This is a genomic window from Sanguibacter sp. TS_SC_8, from assembly GCF_055361235.1.
This window is the reverse complement of record NZ_CM143955.1, coordinates 2282691-2297816: the sequence shown is the minus strand read 5'-3', so window position 1 is coordinate 2297816 and position 15126 is coordinate 2282691. Positions and strand designations below refer to the sequence as shown.

The window sequence follows — 15126 nt, the reverse complement described above, 5'->3', positions numbered from 1 at the left end:
TCCGCGGGCGGCCGGGCAGCCCCGGCAGACGGGAGCGGCAGATCGGCGGGTTAGAATGGACACCGCTCTCGCGCGGTCCGTCCCTTGGTGTGCAGTCTTCCGGGTGATCGACGAGCGCTGATCCTTGGAAAATCGACAGGAAGACCGGACGTGGCTACCACTAACGACATCAAGAACGGCACTGTGCTCAAGATCGACGGTCAGCTCTGGACCGTCACCGAGTTCCAGCACGTCAAGCCCGGCAAGGGTGGCGCGTTCGTCCGCACCAAGATGAAGAACGTCACCTCGGGCAAGATCGTGGACCGCACGTTCAACGCCGGCCTGAAGATCGAGACGGCGACCGTCGACAAGTCCGACATGCAGTTCCTGTACAAGGACGGCACGGACTACGTGTTCATGGACACCAACACGTACGACCAGATCAACATCTCCGAGGTCGCCGTCGGCGACGCGAAGAACTTCCTGCTCGAGAACCAGAACGTCGTCGTCGCGACGAACGAGGGCGCGGTCCTCTACATCGAGCTTCCGCCCTCGGTCGTCCTGGAGATCTCGTACACCGAGCCCGGCCTGCAGGGCGACCGCTCGACCGGTGGCACCAAGCCCGCCACGCTGGAGACCGGCCACGAGATCCAGGTCCCGCTCTTCCTCGAGCAGGGCACCAGGGTCAAGGTCGACACTCGCGACTCGAGCTACCTCGGCCGAGTGAACGACTGACGTGGGAGCTCGTACCAAGGCGCGCAAACGCGCACTCGACGTTCTCTTCGAAGCAGAGCAGCGTCACCTGGACCCGATCCGGCTGCTCGCCGACCGGCTCATCGAGCCGGGCACCGAGTCTGCGCTGCCGCAGTACGCCGTCGACATCGTCGAGGGTGTGATCGACCGCCTCGACTGGATCGATGAGCTGCTCGAGACGTACTCGCACGAGTGGGCCCTCGACCGGATGCCTGCAGTCGATCGAGCGCTGCTGCGGATCGGCACCTGGGAGATCCTCTTCAACGAAGACGTCCCCGACGCCGTCGCCATCGACGAGGCCGTCGAGCTGTCCAAGTCGCTGTCGACGGACGACTCCCCGGCTTTCATCAACGGCCTGCTGGGACGGATCGTCGAGCTCAAGCCGACCTTGCTCGCCTAGCACGGCCCGGCACCACCCCGGGCAGTCACGCTCACCCAGGTGGGCGAGCCGCACGGACCCACGAAGGAGTCGCCCAAGCGGGCGGCTCCTTCGCGCGTTCGGGCCCCGCCCGCGGCGTCGAACTCGTGAACCAGTCGCCGAGCTCGTGGATGAGGGCGGTCCCGCGGGCGGAGACCCGCGTGGGTCACGAGTTCGGCGACCGGCTCACGAGTTGGGCGACTGGCTCACGAGTTCGGCGACCGGCTCACGAGTTGGGCGACTGGCTCACGAGGTCGACGACCGGGTCACGAGGTCGGCGGGACGATCGGCTACGAGCTCTACGACCGCACCGGGACGGCGGGGGCGGGGCGGCCGAGCATGATGCCCTGGGCGCGGCGGACACCGAGCCCGACGAAGGCCTCAAGCTCGGAGACCTGTTCGATGCCCTCGGCGACGACCTCGAGGTCGTAGGCCGCTGCCAGGGCGACGATGGCCCGCACCACGGCCAGGCCGTGCGGGGTCGCGAGGTTCCGGACGAAGGACTGGTCGATCTTGAGGATGTCGATCGGCAGCGTCCCCAGCCGCGCGAGGGAGTTGTACCCGGTGCCAAAGTCGTCCAGGGCGATCCTCGCGCCCAGCCCTCGCAACCTCGCGAGCACGCCGACGGTCTGCTGCTCGTCCTGGAGCAGCACACCCTCGGTGATCTCGACGGTGAGCATCGACCAGTCTCGATCCCCCCACGCGGCCGCCAGGTCCTCGACCACGGTCGGCTCGGCGAGCTGGCGCGCCGAGAGGTTGATGGCCACCGGGAGGTCGAACCGTTCGGTGGCGGCGAAGGCCTTGCGGAAGGTCATGTTGCCGATCGCGACGATGAGACCGGAGCTCTCGGCGTAGGCCAGCCACTCCCGCGGCGCGCGCAGCCTCCCGTTGAACTCCCACCGTGCCAGGGCCTCCAGCCCCAGCACCTGCAGGGTCGAGGTGTCCACGATCGGCTGGAAGTGGACGCAGAACTGGCCCTCCTCGACGGCCGTGTTGATCTCCCGGCGCAACTTGTTCTGGGCGGCGACCTGGTCCTCGAGATGCTTGTCGAAGAGCAGCACCCCGGCCTTGGTCCGCTTCGCCTCGAGCATCGCCGTGTCCGCGCACCGGGTGAGAGCCTCGGCGTCGATCGCATCGCCCGGCACCGAGACGGCCACCCCCACGCTCATCCGGGGGATCGGGCGACCCTGGGACGTCGTCTGGAAGTCGTCCCGGATCCGCGCGGCGAGACGCACCAGGGCTGCGTCGTCATGGGCGCGATCGACGACGACGATGAACTCGTCCCCGCCGAGGCGGGCCACGAAAGTGTCCTCCCCGACCGTCGCGCTCAGGTGCGCCGCGGCCATGACGAGGATCTGGTCTCCCCAGGCGTGCCCGTACTGGTCGTTGGCGTGCTTGAAACCGTCGAGGTCGGCGTAGAGCAGCGCCACGCGGCTGCGCTCGATGTTGCCCCGCTCGAGGGCGTTGACCAGGTGCTCGTCGATGGCGTTGCGGTTGGGCAGACCGGTGAGCGCGTCGCTGAAGGCAGCCCGGTTGAGGCGCTCGGCGAGGGCACGTCGCTCGGCCGCGGAGGACACGATGTTGGCGAGCGCGACGAGGAGCCTGCGGTCGCTGGGGCCGGAGGTCGCGTGCGGGTACGGGGACAGGTCGGTGACGAAGCGCCCACCGGCGAGGGGGCGGATGGTGCCGCGGATCGTCGGGTCGTCGAGGACAGCGCGTGCCTCGTCCTCGGCGCGGCGCAGCAGGGCGTGCGGATCGCGCACGTACCAGGCGAGGTTGGCGACCCGGGCTTGGGCGTCACGCATGGACCGCTGCTGCTCGGCGACGTGCTGACCGTGGCGGATCCGACGCAGCGCGAGGACCTCGAGGGCGACGATGAGCGGCACCAGCCAGGTGCTGGCCAGGGCCGAGCGGGTGGTCACGCCGGGCAGCGCGAAGGAGACCGCGAGCAGCACGACGCTCACCCCGGCAGCACCCACGAGGGCTTTGAGCGTCCGCCGGCTCGGGGTGCGTCGCAGGCTGACGGTCAGGTAGACCCCCACCACCGCGGCCGGGACGAGGAACGTGGCGACACCGGTCAGGGTGTGCAGCGCGTCGGTACGGGGTGCCGTGCGCGCGGTGGCGTGGCCGGTGACGAGCAGGGCCGTGTGCAGGGCGAACCCGGCGCCCGCGAGCAGGAGGTAGCCCTGGAACGGAGGACCACCCGCGTAGGAGTGGGCGACGGGCAGGGCCAGCAGCAGGGCGCCCGCGAGCGCGAGCGTGGCGAGCACGGTCAGCGGTCCGTGCCAGCCGGTGCCCGTGGAGACGAGTGCGAGGGCGTCGCCGAGGAACACGGCGGCGAGGGCCAGGGACCAGATGAGCGTCCAGTACGAGTGCTTGTCGCCCGGGTCGTCCCGGCGCCACACGGTGTGCAGCACGCACAGCCCGGCGACCAGACCGGCCGCGACGCACTGCGTCATGACGGTCCAGACAGCGACTGTGTCCTGCATGAGTGTGCATCGGCACTGTTCAGGGGGACTTGAGGGGGAACGTCACGGCGGACCTACGTCCTGGTAACTTACGGACCCGTAGGTTAGTGTTTGATGGTGACCTCGCCCTACGCGCACTGCCCCTGGTTGTCCTCCTACGCCCCCGACGTCTCGCCCGACGTCGTCGTCCCGGACGAAGCTCTCGGAGCCGCGCTCGAGCGCGCCGGCGCGACGTTCCCCGACCGGGTCGCCCTCGACTTCATGGGGCGCACGACGACGTACGCCGACCTCGTCGACGAGGTCTCCCGGGCAGCGTCAGCGCTGATCACCCTGGGCGTCACGGCAGGTGACAGGGTCGCGATCGCGCTGCCCAACTGCGCCGCGCACGTCGTGGCGTTCTACGCGGTGCTGCGCATCGGCGCCGTCGTCGTCGAGCACAACCCCGTCTACACCGAGTCCGAGCTCGCTCACCAGCTCGCCGACTCCGGCGCCGTCGTGGCGATCTGCTGGGAGGACACCGCGGTCAAGGTGCTTGCCGTCGCCGCGCAGACCTCGGTCCGCACCGTCGTCGCCGTCGACCTGTCCCGCGACCTGCCGGGGATCAAGCGGTTCGCGCTCTCGCTGCCGATCAAGAAGGCGCGCGACCTGAGGTCGGCGATGCGCACGAAGGTCCCGGCAGGCACGCTCATGTGGCACACCCTGCTGCGCGGGGCGAGCCCGCTCGCCGCCTCCTTTCCCCGCCCCGTGAGCGGAGACCTCGCCCTGCTGCAGTACACCGGCGGGACGACCGGCACGCCCAAGGGCGCGATGCTCACCCACCGCAACCTCGTCGCCAACGCGGTCCAGGGCGCAGAGTGGACCGGCGCCCGGCGCGACGCCGACGCAGGCAAGCCCGGCGAGGTCGTCTACGGCGTCCTGCCCTTCTTCCACGCCTTCGGCCTCACCCTGTGCCTGTCCTACACGCTGGCGATCGCCGCGACGCTGGTGCTCTTCCCGAAGTTCGACGTCGCCGCCGTGCTCGAGGCCCAGCGCCGGCGCCCAGGGACGTTCCTGCCCGCGGTGCCGCCGATGCTGGACCGCCTCACCACCGCCGCGCTCGCGAAGAACGCCGACCTCACCTCTTTCCGCTACGCGATCTGCGGCGCCATGTCGCTGCCGGCCAAGACCGCGCAGGCCTGGGAGTCGGTGACCGGCGGTCTGGCCATCGAGGGCTACGGCATGACCGAGACCTCCCCGGTCGCGCTGGGCAGCCCGCTGTCCGACGAGCGGCGCCCCGGCCGGCTCGGGCTCCCGTTCCCCTCGACCTACATCCGCATCACCGACCAGGACGACCCCACCAGGGACGTCGCACCGGGGGAGCGCGGTGAGCTGCTCATCGCCGGACCGCAGGTCTTCGACGGGTACTGGGGCCGCCCCCAGGAGACCGCGGAGTCCCTCGTGGTCTCCGACGGCATGACCTGGGTGCGCACCGGTGACGTCGTCGTCATGGACGAGGACGGCTTCGTCGAGGTGGTCGACCGGATCAAGGAGATGATCATCACCGGCGGCTTCAAGGTCTTCCCCTCCCAGGTCGAGGAGTGCCTGCGCCGGATGCCGGGCGTGGCCGACGCCGCCGTCGTCGGGCTGCCCGGCGGGGACCTCGGGGAGAAGGTCGTCGCCGCGCTCGTGCTCGCCGCCGACGCGTCCGGCGTCGACCTCGAGGCGGTGCGCGCGTGGTGCGAGAAGAACATCGCCCGGTACGCCGTGCCCAAGCAGCTCGTCATCCTGCCCGACCTCCCGCGGTCCCAGATCGGCAAGGTCCTGCGCCGCGTCGTCCGTGACCAGGTGATGGCCGCAGGGTAGGCGCATGGTAGGCGCTGGGTCAGCCCGGTCGTCCGTGGACACCGACCCGGGCAGCTCCGCGCACGAGGTACCATCGAGCCATCCTGCTTGACATCCTTTAAGAGCCGTCCCGAGAGGCGGAGAAGGAGGTCGCCAGATGACATCTGGCCCCGTGACGCCCCCCGCCAGCCCCGTCGAGGTGCTCGGCGCGACCGAGATCTCCCGGGCACTGACCCGTATCGCCCACGAGATCCTCGAACGCAACAAGGGCGGCGCCGACCTCGTCCTGCTCGGCATCCCCACCCGCGGTGTCCCGCTCGCCCGCCGGCTCGCCGAGCGCCTCGCCGAGGTGGAGCCCGGCCTGGACGCCGCGGCCCTGGTGGGCACGCTCGACGTGACGATGCACCGCGACGACCTGCACCGCCAGCCGCCCCGCGCGATCGGCAGCACGGAGCTGCCCGACGGCGGCATCGACGGCCGCGTCGTCGTGCTGGTCGACGACGTGCTCTTCTCCGGGCGCACCATCCGCGCGGCCCTCGACGCGATCAGCGACATCGGCCGCCCCCGCGCCGTCCAGCTCGCAGCGCTCGTCGACCGCGGTCACCGTGAGCTGCCGATCCGGCCGGACTACGTCGGCAAGAACCTGCCCACCTCCCTCCACGAGCGGGTCCAGGTCCGCCTCACCGAGACCGACGGCGACGACGCGGTGCTCATCTCCCAGCCCACCACGACAAGCCCGGAGACCCGCGCGTGAAGCACCTGCTCACCACCCAGGGCCTCGCGCGCGCCGACGCGATCCGGATCCTCGACACCGCCGCCCAGATGGCCGCCACCCAGTCCCGGGAGATCAAGAAGCTCCCGACGCTGCGGGGGCGCACCGTGGTCAACCTCTTCTTCGAGGACTCCACCCGCACCCGCATCTCCTTCGAGACCGCCGCCAAGCGCCTCTCGGCCGACGTCATCAACTTCTCCGCCAAGGGGTCCAGCGTCTCCAAGGGCGAGTCGCTCAAGGACACCGCGCTGACTCTGCAGGCCATGGGCGCCGACGCGGTCGTCATCCGGCACCAGTCCTCCGGTGCCCCGCACACCCTGGCCACCTCCGGGTGGGTCGACGGCGCGGTCATCAACGCCGGCGACGGGATGCACCAGCACCCCACCCAGGCGCTGCTCGACGCCTACACCATCCGCCGCCACCTCTCCGGGGAGCGCCGCGACGCCCGCGACCCCGCCTCCGCGCCGCTGGCAGGGGCCGGCATCGGGGGAGACCTCACCGGGGTCAAGGTCGCGATCGTCGGCGACGTGCTGCACTCCCGGGTGGCCCGCTCCAACGTCCAGCTGCTGCGCACCCTCGGCGCGGACGTCACCCTCGTCGCCCCGCCCACCCTCGTCCCGGTCGGGGTCGAGGCGTGGCCGTGCGAGGTCTCCTACCGCCTCGACGAGGTGCTCACCGACGTCCGACCCGACGCCGTCATGATGCTGCGCGTGCAGCGCGAGCGGATGTCGAGCGCCGGCGGCGGGTTCTTCCCCAGCCCGCTGGAGTACACCCGCAACTACGGCCTGGACCGGCGCCGCCTCGCCCTGCTGGCCGACCACACCATCGTCATGCACCCCGGCCCGATGAACCGCGGCCTGGAGATCTCCGCCGAGGCGGCCGACTCCCCGCGCGCGGTCATCGTCGAGCAGGTCGCCAACGGCGTCGCGGTGCGCATGGCCGTCCTCTACCTGCTGCTCGCCGGGGACCCCTCGACCGACGCCGCACCCCCGAAGGTCTCATCACAGAAGGTAGGCCAGCCATGAGCGCGGCACCCACCCAGGTCAGGTACCTCCTGCGCGACGTCGCCCCGCTCGGCGCCGAGCGTGTCGACATGCTGCTCTCCGACGGCGTCATCGAGGCGATCGCCCCGGCCGGCACCCTGTGGTCCGACGGCGACGCGATCGTCATCGACGCCGCCGGGCTCATCGCCCTGCCCGGCCTGGTCGACCTGCACACCCACCTGCGCGAGCCCGGCCGCGAGGACGCCGAGACGATCTGGTCCGGCACCCGCGCCGCGGCCCTGGGCGGTTTCACCGCCGTGCACGCCATGGCGAACACGACCCCGGTGCAGGACACCGCGGGCGTCGTCGAGCAGGTCTGGCGGATGGGGACCGAGGCCGGCTGGGTCGACGTCCACCCGATCGGCGCCGTGAGCGTCGGCCTGGAGGGCACCCACCTCGCCGAGCTCGGCGCGATGGCCGACTCCGCCGCGCAGGTGAGGGTCTTCTCCGACGACGGCAAGTGCGTCTGGGACCCGATCCTCATGCGCCGGGCACTGGAGTACGTCAAGGCCTTCGACGGCGTCATCGCTCAGCACGCCCAGGAGCCGCGCCTGACCGAGGGCGCGCAGATGAACGAGGGTGTCGTCTCCGCCGAGATCGGGCTGGCCGGCTGGCCGGCCGTCGCGGAGGAGGCGATCATCGCCCGTGACGTGCTCCTCGCCCAGCACGTCGGTTCCCGCCTGCACGTGTGCCACCTGTCCACGGCCGGGTCGGTCGACCTCATCCGCTGGGCCAAGGCCCGCGGCGTCAACGTCACCGCCGAGGTCACACCCCACCACCTCGGCCTCACCGACGAGGAGGCCCGCGGCTACGACCCGTTGTTCAAGGTCAACCCCCCGCTGCGCACCGCGGCCGACGTCGAGGCGGTCCGCGAGGGCCTGGCCGACGGCACGATCGACATCGTCGCGACCGACCACGCCCCGCACACCCGCGAGGACAAGGACTGCGAGTGGTCCGCGGCCGCCTTCGGGATGACCGGCCTGGAGACCGCGCTCAGCGTCGTCCAGCAGACCATGGTCGACACCGGCCGGATGACCTGGGCCGACGTGGCCCGGGTGCTCTCGACCGCACCGGCCCAGATCGGTCGTATCACCGGTGGCCCGCGCCCCCAGGGCCGCCCGCTCGAGGTCGGCGAACCGGCGAACGTCGTGCTCGTCGACCCGGCCGCGGTGCGCGTCGTCGTGCCCGCCGACCAGGCCACCGCGAGCGACAACTCCCCCTTCGGCGGCCGTGAGCTGCCCGGGCGGGTCGTGGCGACCTTCCTGCGCGGGCGGGCCACAGTGCTCGACGGCGCCCCCGTGGATCACGCCGGGCACGTCGGGCACGTCGGATGAACCTGCCCCTGCCGCTCGCCGTCGCCCTCATGCTGGGCGTCGGCGCGCTCATCCTGGCAGCCATGTGGCGCGGCTGGCGCGGCCTGGCGCGTCGCAGCGCGGACCGGGTGGGCGCCCTCGCCCCCCTGCCCGACGCCGCGGCGCTCGGCCAGGAGCGCACCGCACCGATCGAGGGCACCTATGTGTCCAGCACCGGGGCTGGCGACTGGCTCGACCGGGTGGCCGCGCGCGATCTCGGGTTCCGCTCCCGCGCCGTCGTGCAGGTCTACGACGCCGGCGTGCGGATCGACCGCAAGGGCGCCACGGACCTGTTCCTGCCGACCGCCGCGCTCCAGGGTGCGAGCCTCACCTCCGGGATGGCCGGCAAGTACGTCGGCGGCAAGGGCATCGTCGTCCTTCGATGGACCACGCCCGCCACGGACGGCACCCCCACGATCCTGGACACCGGCATCCGCACCCTGCGCGGGGCCGACCGGTCCATCCTTCTCGACGCGGTCAGCGCCCTCGTGGCCACCGCGACCCCGCTTCCCCCTGACTCGCACAACCCGAAGGAGTCCGAGTGACCACGCACCAGCACGCGACCAAGACCCCCGGCGAGGTGGTCTCTGACGCCGCGCTGCTCGTCCTCGAGGACGGCCGCACGTTCTCCGGACGCGCCTACGGCGCGACCGGCACCACGACCGGTGAGATCGTCTTCAACACCGGGATGACCGGCTACCAGGAGACCCTCACCGACCCCTCCTACCACCGCCAGATCGTCGTCATGACGGCCCCGCACATCGGCAACACCGGGGTCAACGTCGACGACCCCGAGTCGTCGAAGATCTGGGTCGCCGGCTTCATCGTCCGCGACCCGGCCCGGCGCGCCTCCAACTGGCGCTCGGAGGGCAGCCTCGACGACGAGCTCGTCGCCCAGGGCGTCGTCGGCATCTCCGAGATCGACACCCGCGCGCTGACCCGCCACCTGCGCGAGGCCGGCGTCATGCGCGCCGGGATCTTCTCCGGCGAGGCGCTGTTCGCCGGGGGCTACCCGCGACCGATCGACTCCTTCGTGGCCGAGGTCACCGCGACCCCGTCGATGGCCGGGGCGAACCTCGTCGCCGAGGTCTCCACCCAGGCCGCCTACGTCATCGAGCCGCTCGGCGCCTTCGCCGGAAAGGCTCCGCTCAAGACCGTCGTCGCCGTCGACCTGGGCATCAAGTCGATGACCCCGCAGCGCCTCGCCGAGCGGGGGATGCGGGTGCACGTGGTCCCGTTCTCGGTGACCATCGAGGACATCCTCGCCCTCGCCCCGGACGGGGTGTTCTTCTCCAACGGCCCCGGCGACCCGAGCGCAGCCACCCACGAGGTCGAGCTGCTCCGGGCGGTCCTGGACCGCGGGCTGCCCTACTTCGGCATCTGCTTCGGCAACCAGATCCTCGGCCGCGCCCTGGGCTTCGGCACCTACAAGCTCGCCTACGGCCACCGCGGGATCAACCAGCCCGTCATGGACCTGGCCACCCGCAAGGTGGAGATCACCTCCCAGAACCACGGCTTCGCCGTCGACGCCCCGATCGGGGAGGACGCCCCGGCCCCCGCCGGGGACGGCCGCTACGGCCGGGTGATCGTCTCCCACATCGGGCTCAACGACAACGTCGTGGAGGGGCTCGAGTGCCTCGACATCCCGGCGTTCTCCGTCCAGTACCACCCCGAGGCGGCAGCCGGTCCGCACGACGCCGCCTACCTCTTCGACCGTTTCCTCGACCTCATGACGTCCGGTGCGCCGTCCGCCGCAGGCCTCTCGGCCGCGCCCGATGCCCCTGCCGCGCCCGACTCGCTTCCCAAGGAGAACTGACCAGTGCCTCGCAGAACAGACATCAACTCCGTCCTGGTCATCGGCTCCGGGCCGATCGTCATCGGCCAGGCGTGCGAGTTCGACTACTCCGGCACGCAGGCCTGCCGGGTGCTCAAGGAGGAGGGCATCCGTGTCATCCTGCTCAACTCCAACCCGGCCACGATCATGACCGACCCGGAGTTCGCCGACGCCACCTACATCGAGCCGATCACCACCGACGTGCTCACCTCGATCATCGCCAAGGAGCGCCCTGACGCGGTCCTGGCGACGCTGGGCGGGCAGACCGCGCTCAACGCGGCGATCGCTCTCGACGAGGCCGGCGTGCTGGCCAAGTACGACGTCGAGCTCATCGGCGCGAACATCGCCGCGATCCAGAAGGGTGAGGACCGCCTGCAGTTCAAGGACGTCGTGGCCAAGTGCGGCGGCGAGTCCGCCCGCTCGGTGATCATCCACGCGGTCGAGGAGGCCGTGGCGGCCGCCGAGGACCTCGGCTACCCGATGGTCGTGCGCCCCTCCTTCACGATGGGCGGCCTCGGTTCCGGCATCGCCTACGACGAGGCCCAGCTGCGCCGCATCGTCGGGCAGGGCCTGCACTACTCACCCACGACCGAGGTGCTCCTGGAGGAGTCCATCCTCGGCTGGAAGGAGTACGAGCTCGAGCTCATGCGTGACAAGGCCGACAACGTCGTGGTCATCTGCTCGATCGAGAACGTCGACCCGGTCGGTGTGCACACCGGGGACTCCGTCACCGTGGCACCCGCGCTCACCCTCACCGACCGCGAGTACCAGAACCTGCGCAACATCGGCATCGCGGTCATCCGTGAGGTCGGCGTGGACACCGGCGGCTGCAACATCCAGTACGCCGTGCACCCCGAGACCGGGCGCGTCGTCGTCATCGAGATGAACCCGCGCGTCTCCCGCTCCTCCGCGCTGGCCTCCAAGGCGACCGGCTTCCCGATCGCCAAGATCGCCGCGAAGCTCGCCGTCGGGTACACCCTCGACGAGATCCCCAACGACATCACCGGGTCCACCCCGGCGTCCTTCGAGCCCTCCCTCGACTACGTCGTGGTCAAGGTGCCCCGGTTCGCCTTCGAGAAGTTCCCGGCCGCGGACGACACCCTCACCACGACCATGAAGTCGGTGGGTGAGGCCATGTCGATGGGCCGCAACTTCACCGAGGCCCTCGGCAAGGCGCTGCGCTCCCTCGACAAGTCCGGTGCGACCTTCCACTGGGACGGCGAGGCTCCCACCGGCGCCGCGCTCGAGGAGCTGCTGGTCACGATCGCCCGCCCGACCGAGAGCCGCCTCGTCCAGACGCAGCAGGCGCTGCGCGGGGGAGCGAGCATCGAGCAGGTCTTCGACGCGACGAAGATCGACCCGTGGTACCTCGACCAGATCCAGCTCATCAACGAGGTCGCCGCCGAGGTCGCCGCGGCCGACGCGCTGACCAAGGACGTGCTCACCCGCGCCAAGCGGCACGGCCTCTCCGACGCCCAGATCGCCTCCCTGCGGGGCATCGGCGGCACCCGGGCCGCGGGGGAGTCCACGGTCCGCGAGGTCCGCCGCGCCCTCGGGGTCCGCCCGGTCTTCAAGACGGTCGACACCTGCGCCGCGGAGTTCAAGGCCGAGACGCCGTACTACTACTCCACCTACGACCTCGAGACCGAGGTCCGCCCGCGCGAGCGCGAGGCCGTCCTCATCCTGGGCTCCGGGCCCAACCGGATCGGGCAGGGCATCGAGTTCGACTACTCCTGCGTGCACGCGGCCCTCGCCCTCAAGGGCGAGTACGAGACCGTCATGATCAACTGCAACCCCGAGACGGTCTCGACCGACTACGACACCGCAGACCGGCTCTACTTCGAGCCGCTGACCTTCGAGGACGTCCTCGAGGTCTACGAGGCCGAGCTCGCCGCCGGCCCGGTCAAGGGCATCATCGTCCAGCTCGGCGGACAGACCCCGCTCAGCCTCGCCCAGCGCCTGGCCGACGCCGGACTGCCGATCCTGGGCACCTCGCCCGAGGCGATCGACGCCGCCGAGGACCGTGCCGCCTTCGGCCGGGTGCTCGCCGAGGCGGACCTGCCGGCCCCGGCCTTCGGCACCGCGACGACCCTCGTCGCGGCGGTCGAGATCGCCGCCGGGATCGGCTACCCGGTCCTGGTGCGCCCGTCCTACGTGCTCGGTGGGCGCGGGATGGAGATCGTCTACTCCGAGTCCCAGCTCACCGGCTACGTCGAGCGCGCCCTCGGTGAGGTGGCCCGCTCCGGGGGACACCTCGCCCCGATCCTCATCGACCGATTCCTCGACGACGCGATGGAGATCGACGTCGACGCGCTCTACGACGGCACCGAGATGTTCCTCGGCGGCGTCATGGAGCACATCGAGGAGGCCGGGATCCACTCCGGTGACTCCGCGTGCGTGCTGCCGCCGGTCTCGCTCAGCGAGGCTGAGATCGCCCGGATCCGCCGCTCGACCGAGGCGATCGCCAAGGGCGTGGGCGTGCGCGGGCTGCTCAACGTCCAGTACGCGCTCGTCTCCGACGTGCTCTACGTCCTCGAGGCCAACCCGCGCGCCTCGCGCACCGTGCCCTTCGTCTCCAAGGCGACCGGGGTCTCCCTGGCCAAGGCCGCGGCCCTGGTCATGGTCGGTCACACGATCGCCGACCTGCGGGCCAGCGGGGTCCTCCCGCTCACCGGCGACGGCGGCACGCTCGACCTCGACGCGCCGATCGCGGTCAAGGAGGCGGTCCTGCCGTTCAAGCGGTTCCGCACCACCGAGGGCGTCGCCGTGGACACCGTCCTGGGCCCGGAGATGCGCTCGACCGGTGAGGTCATGGGCTTCGACGAGGACTTCCCGACGGCCTTCGCGAAGTCCCAGGCGGCCGCGTTCGGCGGGCTGCCCACCTCCGGATCGGTGTTCATCTCCGTCGCCGACCGGGACAAGCGCGCGATCGTCTTCCCGGTCAAGCGCCTCACCGAGCTCGGCTTCGAGATCCTCGCCACGGCCGGCACGTCGAACGTGCTGCGCCGCAACGGCATCCCGTCCACGGTCGTGCGCAAGAACTCCGACGGCCGCGGCCCGAACGGTGAACCGACGATCGTCGACCTCATCACCGACGGCCTGGTCGACATGGTCGTCAACACCCCCTCCGGCCAGGGCGCCCGCGCCGACGGCTACGAGATCCGGGCAGCTACGACGGCCGCGGACAAGCCGATCGTCACCACGGTCGCCCAGCTGGCCGCTGCGGTCCAGGGCATCGAGGTCATCCGTGACCGCCCGTTCACCGTGCGCAGCCTGCAGGAGTACGTCAAGGTCGAGGTGCGTCCGTGACGTCCGTGCCACACGCCGCCCAGCCCGCTCCCTTCGGGGAGCGGCTGGCGGCCGCCATGGCGGCCTTCGGGCCGCTGTGCGCGGGCATCGACCCGCACCCCGGCCTGCTCGCCGCCTGGGGCCTGCCCGACGACGCGGCAGGGCTGCGGTCCTTCGCACTGACCGTCGTCGATGCCCTCGGTGGGCAGGTCGCCGCGCTCAAGCCGCAGTCCGCGCTGTTCGAGCGGCACGGATCGGCCGGGATGGCGGTCCTCGAGGAGGTTGTCGCCGCGGCACGGTCCGCCAACACACTGACGATCGTCGATGCCAAGCGCGGGGACATCGGCTCGACGATGACCGGCTACGCGCAGGCGTTCCTGCAGGAGGGATCGCCGCTGGCCGGCGACGCCCTCACCGTGTCCCCGTACCTGGGCTTCGGGTCCCTGCAGCCCGCGATCGACATCGCGGCCGCGAACGGACGGGGCCTGTTCGTGCTGTGCCTGACCTCCAACCCGGAGGGCACCCAGGTCCAGCACGCCCGCACGGCCTCGGGGGAGAGCGTCGCCGCCCTCATCGCCCGGCAGGCCGGTGCGGTCAACGCGACCGAGCTCGCCGGGTCCGGGGCGTCGATGGGGTCGGTCGGCCTCGTCGTGGGGGCGACCATCGGGGACGCGGCCCGGGAGACCGGCGTCGACCTTTCCGGGGTCAGGGGCCCGCTGCTCGCACCCGGCGTCGGCGCCCAGGGCGCAGGCTCGGCCGAGCTCGCGCAGGTGTTCGGCGACGCCCGGGGGCAGGTGCTGGCGTCCTCCTCACGCGGCGTGCTCGCCGCCGGACCGGACCGGGGCGCGCTGCTGGCGGCGGCCCGGCGAGCCGCCGACGACGCCGCGCAGGCCCTGCAGAGCTGACCGGGACCCATCGGCGAGGCGTCGGCGAAGCGTCGGCGAGCCCAGATATGGCGCGGTTGCCGCGGTTCTGGGTGATCGTGCAGGTGGCGGCATGTGAAGGTCTGCGGTTCACGTTGCCGACCCCGGAGAAGATGGATAGTTTCACAGTAAGTTCCCGCTCGTCCGAGGAAGGTGACCGGAGTGCCACTACCTGAGCTAACTCCTGAACAACGCGCGGCCGCGCTCGAGAAGGCCGCCAGCGCCCGACGCGCACGTGCCGAGGTCAAGAACCGTCTGAAGTACTCTTCAGGGGTCCTCTCCGAAGTGATCGAACAGGGCCGTACCGATGACGTCATCGGAAAACTGAAAGTTGTCTCGCTGCTTGAGTCGTTGCCGGGGGTCGGCAAGGTCAAGGCCCGCGCGATCATGACGGAGGTCGGCATCGCCGAGAGCCGTCGCGTGCGGGGACTGGGTCCCCACCAGGCAGCTGCCCTCATCGAAAGGTTCGGCTGAT

Annotated in this window: 12 protein-coding genes; 11 read left to right on the top strand and 1 reads right to left on the bottom strand. The window is 71.2% G+C overall.

The features are described 5' to 3' along the window. The first annotated feature begins 150 nt into the window (after positions 1 to 150). Together efp and nusB are read left to right on the top strand one after the other, a co-directional pair. Entirely contained in the window at positions 151 to 714 is a 564-nt protein-coding gene (gene efp, locus ACWA15_RS10435) for an elongation factor P (protein WP_464055074.1), read from the top strand. 1 nt (position 715) lies between these two features. Beyond that, positions 716 to 1132 (top strand): transcription antitermination factor NusB, encoded by a 417-nt coding sequence (nusB, locus tag ACWA15_RS10430; protein ID WP_464055073.1) that lies wholly within the window; start codon positions 716 to 718, stop codon positions 1130 to 1132. Positions 1133 to 1449: 317 nt separating this feature from the next. Here nusB and ACWA15_RS10425 read toward each other — a convergent pair whose 3' ends face one another. Continuing rightward, entirely contained in the window at positions 1450 to 3639 is a 2190-nt protein-coding gene (locus ACWA15_RS10425; protein ID WP_464055071.1) for a putative bifunctional diguanylate cyclase/phosphodiesterase, read from the bottom strand. 93 nt (positions 3640 to 3732) lie between these two features. Here ACWA15_RS10425 and ACWA15_RS10420 point away from each other — a divergent pair, with 93 nt between their 5' ends. From ACWA15_RS10420 to mihF, 9 genes are all read left to right on the top strand, one after another. After that, positions 3733 to 5460 (top strand): AMP-binding protein, encoded by a 1728-nt coding sequence (locus tag ACWA15_RS10420; RefSeq protein WP_464055070.1) that lies wholly within the window; start codon positions 3733 to 3735, stop codon positions 5458 to 5460. A 136-nt stretch (positions 5461 to 5596) separates the two neighbouring features. After that, the gene (gene pyrR / locus ACWA15_RS10415) at positions 5597 to 6193 is read left to right on the top strand and encodes a bifunctional pyr operon transcriptional regulator/uracil phosphoribosyltransferase PyrR (RefSeq protein WP_464055069.1); all 597 of its coding nucleotides are present in this window, start codon (positions 5597 to 5599) and stop codon (positions 6191 to 6193) included. Further along, the gene (locus ACWA15_RS10410; protein WP_464055068.1) at positions 6190 to 7236 is read left to right on the top strand and encodes an aspartate carbamoyltransferase catalytic subunit; all 1047 of its coding nucleotides are present in this window, start codon (positions 6190 to 6192) and stop codon (positions 7234 to 7236) included. The genes pyrR and ACWA15_RS10410 overlap by 4 nt, the downstream gene beginning before the upstream one ends. After that, on the top strand, positions 7233 to 8588 hold the full coding sequence (locus ACWA15_RS10405; RefSeq protein ID WP_464055067.1) for a dihydroorotase: 1356 nt from the start codon (positions 7233 to 7235) through the stop codon (positions 8586 to 8588). Before ACWA15_RS10410 ends, ACWA15_RS10405 begins: the two co-directional genes overlap by 4 nt. Continuing rightward, positions 8585 to 9151, top strand: a complete 567-nt coding sequence (locus tag ACWA15_RS10400; protein WP_464055066.1) for a PH-like domain-containing protein — start codon at positions 8585 to 8587, stop codon at positions 9149 to 9151. Before ACWA15_RS10405 ends, ACWA15_RS10400 begins: the two co-directional genes overlap by 4 nt. Next, positions 9148 to 10422: a glutamine-hydrolyzing carbamoyl-phosphate synthase small subunit gene (gene carA, locus ACWA15_RS10395; protein WP_464055065.1), complete on the top strand. Its 1275-nt coding sequence runs from the start codon at positions 9148 to 9150 to the stop codon at positions 10420 to 10422. The genes ACWA15_RS10400 and carA overlap by 4 nt, the downstream gene beginning before the upstream one ends. 3 nt (positions 10423 to 10425) lie before the next feature. Continuing rightward, positions 10426 to 13749: a carbamoyl-phosphate synthase large subunit gene (carB, locus tag ACWA15_RS10390; protein WP_464055064.1), complete on the top strand. Its 3324-nt coding sequence runs from the start codon at positions 10426 to 10428 to the stop codon at positions 13747 to 13749. Positions 13750 to 13805: 56 nt separating this feature from the next. Further along, the gene (pyrF, locus tag ACWA15_RS10385; RefSeq protein ID WP_464059482.1) at positions 13806 to 14633 is read left to right on the top strand and encodes an orotidine-5'-phosphate decarboxylase; all 828 of its coding nucleotides are present in this window, start codon (positions 13806 to 13808) and stop codon (positions 14631 to 14633) included. A 180-nt stretch (positions 14634 to 14813) separates the two neighbouring features. Next, positions 14814 to 15125 (top strand): integration host factor, actinobacterial type, encoded by a 312-nt coding sequence (gene mihF, locus ACWA15_RS10380; protein ID WP_093181890.1) that lies wholly within the window; start codon positions 14814 to 14816, stop codon positions 15123 to 15125. The last annotated feature ends 1 nt before the right edge of the window (position 15126 follow it).

What these genes read in the sequence shown, in the direction of transcription:
- ACWA15_RS10425 (WP_464055071.1), bottom strand. Translation starts at nt 3,639, where the DNA reads ATGCAGGACACAGTCGCTGTCTGGACCGTCATGACGCAGTGCGTCGCG.
- pyrF (WP_464059482.1), top strand. Translation starts at nt 13,806, where the DNA reads ATGGCGGCCTTCGGGCCGCTGTGCGCGGGCATCGACCCGCACCCCGGC.
- ACWA15_RS10405 (WP_464055067.1), top strand. Translation starts at nt 7,233, where the DNA reads ATGAGCGCGGCACCCACCCAGGTCAGGTACCTCCTGCGCGACGTCGCC.
- ACWA15_RS10420 (WP_464055070.1), top strand. Translation starts at nt 3,733, where the DNA reads ATGGTGACCTCGCCCTACGCGCACTGCCCCTGGTTGTCCTCCTACGCC.
- pyrR (WP_464055069.1), top strand. Translation starts at nt 5,597, where the DNA reads ATGACATCTGGCCCCGTGACGCCCCCCGCCAGCCCCGTCGAGGTGCTC.
- ACWA15_RS10400 (WP_464055066.1), top strand. Translation starts at nt 8,585, where the DNA reads ATGAACCTGCCCCTGCCGCTCGCCGTCGCCCTCATGCTGGGCGTCGGC.